Below are 5,869 nucleotides of genomic sequence, written 5' to 3' on the forward strand. Positions count from 1 at the left end.
CCAGAGGATATTGCTGCTCGTTCAGCGCTTCCACCAGAGCTCAACAGCGTGGCAGATATGCTTGAAAAGGTATTTGGACCAGCGGTTTCTTTGTCGGTAGAGAAGAAGCTGGATGCCGAAACTCCTGTAGACCCTGCAAACAACTAGAACTTCTCGCGATATTCTCGCGATATTCTCGCGATATGACGCTTTGGTGCATGGATCCTCATGCGCCAGCGCAAAAAGCGCAACTTGTCTAAAATAGATACGACGATAGGAGAACATATGGCACGTGGTGGATTTAACATGGGCGGCATGAACCGCAATCAGATGATGGCTCAGGCTCGCAAAATGCAGGAGCAACTGCTGGAGGCCCAGCAGAAGGCTTCCCTTATGCAGGCAACCGCAAGTGCTGGTGGCGGCGCTGTTAAGGTAACCGCATCCGGCGACCTGCGCCTGACCAATATCACCATTGATCCTGAGGCAATTGATCCTGAGGATATCGAGATGCTCCAGGACATGATTCTGGCTGCTGTAAACGATGCTCTTGAGTCCGCTGAGTCTCAGGCATCTGCCCAGATGAGCGCAGTAACTGGTGGACTGAATATCCCAGGACTGTTCTAATCCATGGCGTTTGATACCACAAACGATGGTCGTGCGCTGCAGCGCTTGCTTGACGAGCTAGGCCGCCTACCAGGCATCGGTCCAAAGTCGGCTCAGCGCATTGCCTACCATCTTCTAGAGGTTGATTCCGAGGAGGCTCGCCGTTTGGCGCAGGCCATCTTGGAGCTTAAGCAGCAGGTGCATTTTTGCCCTATCTGCTTCAACTATGCAACGCGCGACGAATGCGACATCTGCCTGGACTCTTCCAGAGATCGCAGCAAAATCTGTGTGGTCTCCGAGCCTAAAGATGTCTCGGCAATTGAGCGCACCGGCGCATTTCACGGCCTCTACCACGTTCTAGGCGGCGTAATCTCGCCCATGGACAAGATTGGCCCTGAGCAGCTTCACGTTCGTGAGCTGCTGTCCCGCCTGGCCGACGGCGCCGTAACTGAGGTTGTCCTGGCAACTAATCCGGACGTTGAGGGAGAAACAACCGCAACGTACCTCTCCAGAACTATTAACCCGCTTGGCGTGACGGTAACCCGACTGGCAAGTGGACTTCCTGTAGGCGGAGATCTTGAGTACGCAGATGAGGTAACATTGGGACGTGCAATTGAAGCGCGTCGGGAGGTTTAAGCATGGCAAACCACATGAGAACAAGTTCATCTGGCGAGAAGACCCCTGAGGCTTCATCGGTTGATCTGAAGAATATTTCAACACTTCGTGCTGGTCAGGGCGCACAAATTCCTCAGAGCCCACGACAGGCCGACAACACACCTGAACCTCCAAATAGAAAATCGGTCATCATTTTAGTGGTCGCGGCTATTGTCGCGCTCACTGCTCTGTTCTTTATTGTTCGCTGTGCTACAAGCACTAAGAGTGAATCTGCAAGTCAGCAGCCAAAGCAGACCCAGTCCGCTTACGCTGACGAGAAGCAACAGGACGAGCAGTCGGTTGACGGCTCGGTTACCTTCCACGGCTTGAAGTATTCCCTGGAGAAGCAGAGCGACGGTAAAACCGCTGTTGTTCGCACTAGTGATTCAGGAACAAAGAGCGTTCTGTTTGAGGTAGAGGGAACTCCTACCAGTCTGATTCTTTTCAACGACACCATTTTGGTTCCAGAGAATCGCGAGTCTGGCTGGGATGTTGTTGCATGTGCCCTGGTAGACGGCTCGCTTCCAACACTTATTGCCGATAAGGACGGTAAGGCTGTTGGCGGAAACGGTACCATCACCGCAGCTACGCTTGACGGAACTACGCTAAAGGTAACCGATTCCACAGGAAACACCACCAGCGTTTCTCTTCAGTAAAAGCAACGCGAAGAAATTGTGGATTTCCAGTGGGCGTTCATGTTTCTGAGCTGCGGATATTCTCGCCAAGTGGTTATTTTCAAGAAAATTTTTAAATTCGTTGGAAATAACGCTAGACAAGAATAAAAGTTCCCTGTATTATTTCAATTCGCAACAAGGCGTCCGGGGTATTAGCTCAGCTGGTTAGAGCGCCGGCCTGTCACGTCGGAGGTCGCGGGTTCGAGCCCCGCATATCCCGCCATTGCATGTTCAAGCCCTCTTCGGAGGGCTTTTTCATTACCAAAAAAGTCCAGCATAAAAGATTTAAATTACATCTTTAATTTATTGAAACCAAGTCAGAAAATAGAGCATTGTGTGATATCTTTACATCAGAATGTGTCTAAGTGCTTCTGCTACAGAAACATTTAAAAGCAGAGGTAAAGTGAGGTGGATTGTGCGGAATCAGAATACTTTGGATGCGCTGTCGCAACGCGATAGCGTAAGTTCCATATCCGCAGAATCTTCCAATACGGAACACACTTCAGATTTGATCAAGAAAATTGCTGTTTTTGATTTTGATGGAACCGTCATTTCTGGACAGTCAGGACTCTTGTTCTCTGCGTATTTGCTTCGCCGTCATCTGTCCTCAATTGCACGCACGCTCAAGCTTGTGTGGTGGGGAGCTCGCTACAAGCTGCACCTTCCTCAAAGGCAGGAAGAGGCTCGTGAGCTGGTTGTTGGTGCACTTACGCAGTATAGCGTTGAGTTTGCAAATGCCGTCATGCACGATTTTCATCGCGAGGTAATTGAGGGGATGTATCGCCCTCAGGCGCTGGAAGAGGTGCGTCGTCGGCAGGCAGAGGGTTGCTGTGTGCTGTTGGTGTCAGCAACGTTTGAACCTATCGCGGAATTGGCCGCAGAGAAGCTGGGAGTAGACGGGTTTCTCGCCACAAAGATGCAGGTGGGAGCGGACGGGCACTATACCAGCAAGGTTGACGGTCCTGTGATTGAGGGCGCTCAGAAGCTGGTCTCGGCAACTGAGTGGTGTAACCAGCGTTTTGGCCAGGGCAACTGGGAGATTGCGTACGCGTACGGCGATCACTACTCGGACGCAACGCTTTTGTCGGCAGCTCAAACGCCGTGCGCCGTTTGCCCTGGTCCAACGCTTGCCAGACTTGCAAACAAGCGCGGCTGGAAAATTTTGAACTGGTAGCAAAGATTGAACTAAGAGCAACATCTGAACTAAGAGCAGCACCTGAACTGGTAGCACGATTAACCTGGTCATATGCCAGATAAATGGGAATGGCAGTCCCTCGGGCAGACGCAAGAGGGGGTACATGGAGAACCGATGGAAATTTCACGTAAAACTGACTATGCAATCCGCATGCTTTCTTCGCTGGTGAGAAGCCCAAAGAAGCTTCTTTCTGTTCGCGATGCCGCAGAAGAAAACGATATTCCATACTCCTTTGCTCGCTCAATCCAGCATGACCTGGTCATCGCGGGCGTGATTGTCAGTACGCGCGGCGCTCACGGTGGCATGATGTTGGCCATTGATCCAACTGAGGTGAGCGTTCTTGATATTGTCGAGGCAGTTCAGGGACCTGTTTTTATTTCTAGCTGTGAGTGGGCAGGTCCTAATAATGAGCCATGCCCTCGTCATAATTCGTGCTATTTTGGGCCTCTTTGGTGCAGTGCCGAGAAAACCTTGCGTAATTTCTTTGCGTCCGTGACTTTGCATCAAGTTGTTGTTGAGGGTCTTATGCCAGAGATGGTTGGTGAGTTCCACCTGGTAAAGAACGAGAACGCCCAGCGTAATGAGCAGATTATCCAGAATGCCGCTGCCGCTATTGAGGCTGAGATTACCGCCGGCACATTTGATAACCTGCTTGATGGTGAGGTTATTTCTGCCGAGAAAAAGCCTTACGAGTTTAATATTGGTCGATAAGAAAATCTCACATACAAAAATGAGTGGCGAAGTGGAACCCGCATCAGAACTCACGCCGGAACTGCGTGCATTTGTCGAGTTTGTAGCCAAGAAAGGTCGCGAGTTGTATCGCGATTTGCCTTGGCGTCGCACGTATGACCCGTATGCTATCTGGATTTCTGAGGTTATGCTTCAGCAGACGCAGGTCAGCCGCGTAGATGGCCGCTGGCAGAGGTGGCTGGAGCGCTTTCCAACGGTCGATGCGCTGGCTGCCGCCGCGCCTTCGGACGTGCTTGAAGAATGGCAAGGCCTGGGCTACAACCGTCGCGCTTTGTCCGTGCATCGAGCTGCTCAGGCAATTTCTGAGGCTGGCGGCATCTTTCCACAAGATCCAAAGGAGCTGGTAAAGCTTCCAGGCATTGGTCCGGCCACTGCTGCGGGTATTCGTGCGTTTGCGTTTAATCTGCACGGTGTTTACCTGGAGACTAACGTGCGCACGGTTTTCCTGCACGAGCTGTATCCGCAGGCAGAGGGTGTGCCAGACTCCGAGCTTGTCCCGCTGGTAGAGCTCACGTGCCCTGCGAGTGTTGAGGATGCGGCGGACGTCGCAGACGCTGCGAACGTTGCGAACGCCGATAGCACTGCGAACGCCGACGAGACGGAGCTCACGCCACGTAGCTGGTACTACGCTCTTCTCGACTATGGTGCGTACCTGAAGAAAACCATTCCCAACCCTTCGCGAAGGTCCAAAAGCCACGTCAAGCAGTCACGCTTTGAGGGATCTCATCGGCAGAAGCGAGCCGAGCTCTTGCGCGTTCTTCTCGCCCATAAAGACGAGGGAGGAGCGGTGTTTGAAACGCTTCACCAGGAGCTCTGCCAGATTGAGGTCAATGCGGGGCGAGAAACCCTTGATGAGCAGGTTACCCTTGGCTTACTTGAAGAACTTGCGAAGGAAGGCTTTTGTCAGAAAAATGATGAATACTGGTTGCCCTAAATGGTTATAATTCATAGTGCTGACGAAGGGGTCAGTATATGAGCATAAGTGCTAATGATTATCATTTGCATTTGTTTGCTAAAGGTAACACAGCGCTACCCAGGCGCTTAACATCGCGCTCACAAGCGCTTTGACATGCGTTGACGTGCCACTCGTTAACGCGGGAGAGGAGAAAAAATGGCAGTAGATTTTGAGAATTCTCAGACAAAGAAGAATCTCGAGGCAGCTTTTGCTGGTGAGTCCCAGGCTACCAACAAGTACAGCTACTATGCTTCCCAGGCTGCAAAAGATGGTTATCAGCAGATTTCCAACATTTTCACCGAGACTTCTGGCAACGAGCGCGTTCACGCTAAGCTTTGGTTCAAGTATCTCCACGGTGGCAAGATTCCAGAGACTGCAGAGAACCTCAAGGACGCAGCTGCTGGCGAGAACTACGAGTGGACCACCATGTACGCTGACTTCGCTAAGGTAGCTGAGGAGGAGGGCTTCGCAGAGATCGCTGCTAAGTTCCGTCTTGTCGGTAACATCGAGAAGACTCACGAGGAGCGCTATCAGAAGCTTCTTGAGCGCGTTGAGTCCGGTGAGGTCTTTGAGCGCGAGGGTGTCAAGGTTTGGAAGTGCCTCAAGTGCGGTCACCTGCACGTTGGCGCATCTGCACCAAAGGTCTGCCCAGTCTGCGGTCACCCACAGGCATACTTCGAGGAGCAGTCCCTCAACTACTAAGTTGTAGGTGCTCTGAGCTGTGACGACACGGTCGCGCAAAGGTGCGTAAGTGCGCAAAAGCCGCAGCTCAAACTTCTAGTGCGTTAAAAATGTACCCGTCAGCAGGTCATCGACTTGCTGGCGGGTATTTTTGTGTGTGGACGTTGCGGTGAGACGGGTTTCTCGCTATATGCTCGTTGCGCGCCTGATTTCTGCAAAGAATCTGTAACTTTTGCCTAAATGCTTCAAAGAATCTGTGGATTTGCCTGATTTCATCAAAGAATCGGTGTCTCAAACACCGATTCTTTACACTTTTTAGGCGGGGTTTAAGGCGGGGTTTAAGGCGTCTCCATGGACTTTGAAGCGCGCGCGAGATTG

Annotated in this window: 7 protein-coding genes and 1 tRNA gene; all 8 read left to right on the plus strand. The window is 51.7% G+C overall.

Annotated elements, in window-relative coordinates; all coding sequences use genetic code 11:
* Positions 1-264 precede the first annotated feature (264 nt).
* The 8 genes from HMPREF1493_RS06640 (at position 265) to rbr (ending at position 5,512) form a co-directional block, all read left to right on the plus strand.
* Positions 265-603, plus strand: a complete 339-nt coding sequence (locus HMPREF1493_RS06640) for a YbaB/EbfC family nucleoid-associated protein (protein ID WP_012808212.1) — start codon at positions 265-267, stop codon at positions 601-603.
* A 3-nt stretch (positions 604-606) separates the two neighbouring features.
* Complete coding sequence (gene recR / locus HMPREF1493_RS06645) at positions 607-1,218, plus strand: recombination mediator RecR (RefSeq protein WP_035428852.1); 612 nt, start codon at positions 607-609, stop codon at positions 1,216-1,218.
* 2 nt (positions 1,219-1,220) lie between these two features.
* On the plus strand, positions 1,221-1,892 hold the full coding sequence (locus tag HMPREF1493_RS06650) for a hypothetical protein (protein WP_035428853.1): 672 nt from the start codon (positions 1,221-1,223) through the stop codon (positions 1,890-1,892).
* Positions 1,893-2,056: 164 nt separating this feature from the next.
* Positions 2,057-2,133, plus strand: a tRNA-Asp gene (locus tag HMPREF1493_RS06655).
* 285 nt (positions 2,134-2,418) lie between these two features.
* Positions 2,419-3,084 (plus strand): HAD family hydrolase, encoded by a 666-nt coding sequence (locus HMPREF1493_RS06660; protein WP_232215536.1) that lies wholly within the window; start codon positions 2,419-2,421, stop codon positions 3,082-3,084.
* Positions 3,085-3,219: 135 nt separating this feature from the next.
* Entirely contained in the window at positions 3,220-3,816 is a 597-nt protein-coding gene (locus tag HMPREF1493_RS06665; RefSeq protein ID WP_035428854.1) for an RrF2 family transcriptional regulator, read from the plus strand.
* Between the two features lie 19 nt (positions 3,817-3,835).
* Complete coding sequence (locus tag HMPREF1493_RS06670; protein ID WP_051485344.1) at positions 3,836-4,789, plus strand: HhH-GPD family protein; 954 nt, start codon at positions 3,836-3,838, stop codon at positions 4,787-4,789.
* A 177-nt stretch (positions 4,790-4,966) separates the two neighbouring features.
* The gene (gene rbr / locus HMPREF1493_RS06675) at positions 4,967-5,512 is read left to right on the plus strand and encodes a rubrerythrin (protein WP_035428857.1); all 546 of its coding nucleotides are present in this window, start codon (positions 4,967-4,969) and stop codon (positions 5,510-5,512) included.
* Positions 5,513-5,869: the final 357 nt, after the last annotated feature.

The sequence above is a fragment of the Atopobium sp. ICM42b genome (genome assembly GCA_000564995.1).
Lineage (GTDB): Bacteria > Actinomycetota > Coriobacteriia > Coriobacteriales > Atopobiaceae > Lancefieldella.

Coding starts and splice junctions, on each gene's coding strand:
- HMPREF1493_RS06665 (WP_035428854.1), top strand. CDS start 3,220: ATGGAAATTTCACGTAAAACTGACTATGCAATCCGCATGCTTTCTTCG.
- recR (WP_035428852.1), top strand. CDS start 607: ATGGCGTTTGATACCACAAACGATGGTCGTGCGCTGCAGCGCTTGCTT.
- HMPREF1493_RS06670 (WP_051485344.1), top strand. CDS start 3,836: ATGAGTGGCGAAGTGGAACCCGCATCAGAACTCACGCCGGAACTGCGT.
- rbr (WP_035428857.1), top strand. CDS start 4,967: ATGGCAGTAGATTTTGAGAATTCTCAGACAAAGAAGAATCTCGAGGCA.
- HMPREF1493_RS06650 (WP_035428853.1), top strand. CDS start 1,221: ATGGCAAACCACATGAGAACAAGTTCATCTGGCGAGAAGACCCCTGAG.
- HMPREF1493_RS06640 (WP_012808212.1), top strand. CDS start 265: ATGGCACGTGGTGGATTTAACATGGGCGGCATGAACCGCAATCAGATG.